The sequence below is a fragment of the Rhizobium sp. SJZ105 genome (assembly GCF_007828365.1).
In the GTDB taxonomy this organism is placed as follows: domain Bacteria; phylum Pseudomonadota; class Alphaproteobacteria; order Rhizobiales; family Rhizobiaceae; genus Agrobacterium; species Agrobacterium tumefaciens.
The window spans coordinates 1-3245 of the sequence record NZ_VIUP01000032.1; the positions used below are offsets into that span (position 1 = coordinate 1).

At 52.0% G+C, this 3245-nt stretch carries 1 rRNA gene; it reads right to left on the reverse strand.

What is annotated here, in order from left to right:
* Nucleotides 1–25: 25 nt before the first annotated feature.
* A 23S ribosomal RNA gene (locus tag FB593_RS27235) occupies nucleotides 26–2832 on the reverse strand.
* Nucleotides 2833–3245: the final 413 nt, after the last annotated feature.

Genomic DNA, 3245 nt, shown 5'->3' on the forward strand with positions numbered 1-3245 from the left:
TCTTTGATGAGCATGAACAATGGGAACGAAGAAGTCGATCGAGCTATTAGTAACGGTAAGCTTCACATGTTGCCATGCTTCCACACCCGTCCTATCAACGTGGTCGTCTTCCACGGCTCTGATAGGGAACACTCGTTTTCAGGTTGGTTTCCCGCTTAGATGCCTTCAGCGGTTATCCATTCCGTATATAGCTACTCTGCTATGCCCTTGGCAGGACAACAGATCCACCAGAGATACGTCCATCCCGGTCCTCTCGTACTAGGGACAGATCCTGTCAATATTCCTACACCCACGGCAGATAGGGACCGAACTGTCTCACGACGTTCTGAACCCAACTCACGTACCGCTTTAAATGGCGAACAGCCATACCCTTGGGACCTGCTCCAGCCCCAGGATGCGATGAGTCGACATCGAGGTGCCAAACAACCCCGTCGATATGGACTCTTGGGGGTCATCAGCCTGTTATCCCCGGCGTACCTTTTATCCGTTGAGCGATGGCCCTTCCACACGGGACCACCGGATCACTATGACCGACTTTCGTCTCTGCTCGACTTGTCAGTCTCGCAGTCAGGCGGGCTTATGCCATTGCACTCGACGACCGATTTCCGACCGGTCTGAGCCCACCATCGCGCGCCTCCGTTACTCTTTCGGAGGCGACCGCCCCAGTCAAACTACCCACCATACACTGTCCCGGATCCGGATAACGGACCGCGGTTAGACATCCACGAAGATAAGGGTGGTATTTCAAGGATGGCTCCACAAGAACTGGCGTCCCTGCTTCAAAGCCTACCACCTATCCTACACATGCCTTGGCGAATGCCAGTGTAAAGCTATAGTAAAGGTGCACGGGGTCTTTCCGTCTGACCGCAGGAACCCCGCATCTTCACGGGGAATTCAATTTCACTGAGTCTATGTTGGAGACAGCGGGGAAGTCGTTACGCCATTCGTGCAGGTCGGAACTTACCCGACAAGGAATTTCGCTACCTTAGGACCGTTATAGTTACGGCCGCCGTTTACTGGGGCTTCAGTTCAGAGCTTGCACCCCTCCCTTTAACCTTCCAGCACCGGGCAGGCGTCAGACCCTATACGTCGTATTGCTACTTCGCAGAGCCCTGTGTTTTTGATAAACAGTCGCTACCCCCTGGTCTGTGCCACCCCATCATACTTGCGTAAAATGGGGTCACGCTTCTTCCGAAGTTACGCGTGCAATTTGCCGAGTTCCTTCAACATAGTTCTCTCAAGCGCCTTGGTATACTCTACCTGACCACCTGTGTCGGTTTCGGGTACGGTCTATACGGTGGAGCTATTTCCTGGAACCTCTTCGCCGCACATTCAATCCAGTAAGAATGTACAACACACGAGATCCGTCACTACCACCAGGCCCACGAATATTAACGTGGTTCCCATCGACTACGCGTGTCCGCCTCGTCTTAGGGGCCGGCTAACCCTGCTCAGATTAACTTTAAGCAGGAACCCTTGGTCTTTCGGCGAGGGAGTCTCTCACTCCCTTTATCGTTACTCATGTCAACATTCGCACTTCCGATATCTCCAGCAGCCCTCACGGGTCCGCCTTCACAGACTTACGGAACGCTCCGCTACCACGCAACAGTCACTACAACTGTCACATCCTCAGCTTCGGTGCATGGCTTTAGCCCCGTTACATTTTCGGCGCAAAGACCCTTATTTAGACCAGTGAGCTGTTACGCTTTCTTTAAATGATGGCTGCTTCTAAGCCAACATCCTGGTTGTTTTGGGATCCTCACATCCTTTCCCACTTAGCCATGACTTGGGGACCTTAGCTGGAGGTCAGGGTTGTTGCCCTCTTCACGACGGACGTTAGCACCCGCCGTGTGTCTGCCGACTAGTACTCCTCGGTATTCGGAGTTTGGTTAGGATCAGTAAGACGGTGAGTCCCCATAGCCCATCCAGTGCTCTACCCCCGAGGGTATTCGGTCGACGCTCTACCTAAATAGATTTCGCGGAGAACCAGCTATTTCCGAGTTTGATTGGCCTTTCACCCCTAGCCACAAGTCATCCCAATCTATTGCAACAGATACGGGTTCGGCCCTCCAGTTGGTGTTACCCAACCTTCAGCCTGCTCATGGCTAGATCACTCGGTTTCGGGTCTAATGCAACTAACTCAATCGCCCTATTCAGACTCGCTTTCGCTGCGCCTACACCTACCGGCTTAAGCTTGCTAGTTACACTAAGTCGTTGACCCATTATACAAAAGGTACGCCGTCACCCTTGCGGGCTCCGACTGTTTGTAGGCATCCGGTTTCAGGTTCTATTTCACTCCCCTCGTCGGGGTGCTTTTCACCTTTCCCTCACGGTACTTGTTCGCTATCGGTCATGCACGAGTACTTAGGCTTGGAGAGTGGTCTCCCCATGTTCAGACAGGATTTCACGTGCCCCGCCCTACTCAAGGACAATGACTGTTCTACGCGTAAGGGGCTATCACCCTCTATGGCCGACTTTTCCAAATCGTTCCGCTTTATTCATCATTGCCACTGGCCTGGTCCGCGTTCGCTCGCCACTACTTACGGAGTCTCGGTTGATGTCCTTTCCTGCAGGTACTTAGATGTTTCAGTTCCCTGCGTTCGCTTCTTACCCCTATGTATTCGAAAGTAAGATACCTTATCACAATGCTTGGAAACCCAGGCCGTTCATAAAACAGACTGGATTTTCCAAGCATTTAAGGTGGGTTGCCCCATTCGGAGATCCATGGATCAAAGCTTATTCGCAGCTCCCCACGGCTTTTCGCAGCGTATCACGTCCTTCTTCGCCTGTGCATGCCAAGGCATCCACCAAATGCCCTTAATTCACTTCTTCGTTCTCATTGTCTATGCTCATCCATAGCCGTTCCAAAGGAACGGCAATCCGGTTACCTTTTACAACCAGATTATCTCCTGATGACATCGACGTGTTCGATACAATCCTCTTTGAAGGCACGCCGGTGCACTTCGAGGTCGTATCATTAAGACCAGCTTCTCGAGATATCATCCGGTGATGCGCGGTCAGGCAACATCAATCCAGCATTCCCATCAGAGGAGCAAAAGCTCCAACAACAAAAATGCCTCGGACAAGCGATCCTTCCTACCTCCAACCCCTCCACCAATTCCGGCCGACTAAGCCATCACATGGTTTCACAAGGATTGGTCTCGGACGTTTCAGGCATAAACCCAAAACACCTGGACGCTTCCAGACATATCTTCTCTTCACAATGTATTCAGAACAGGCATCAG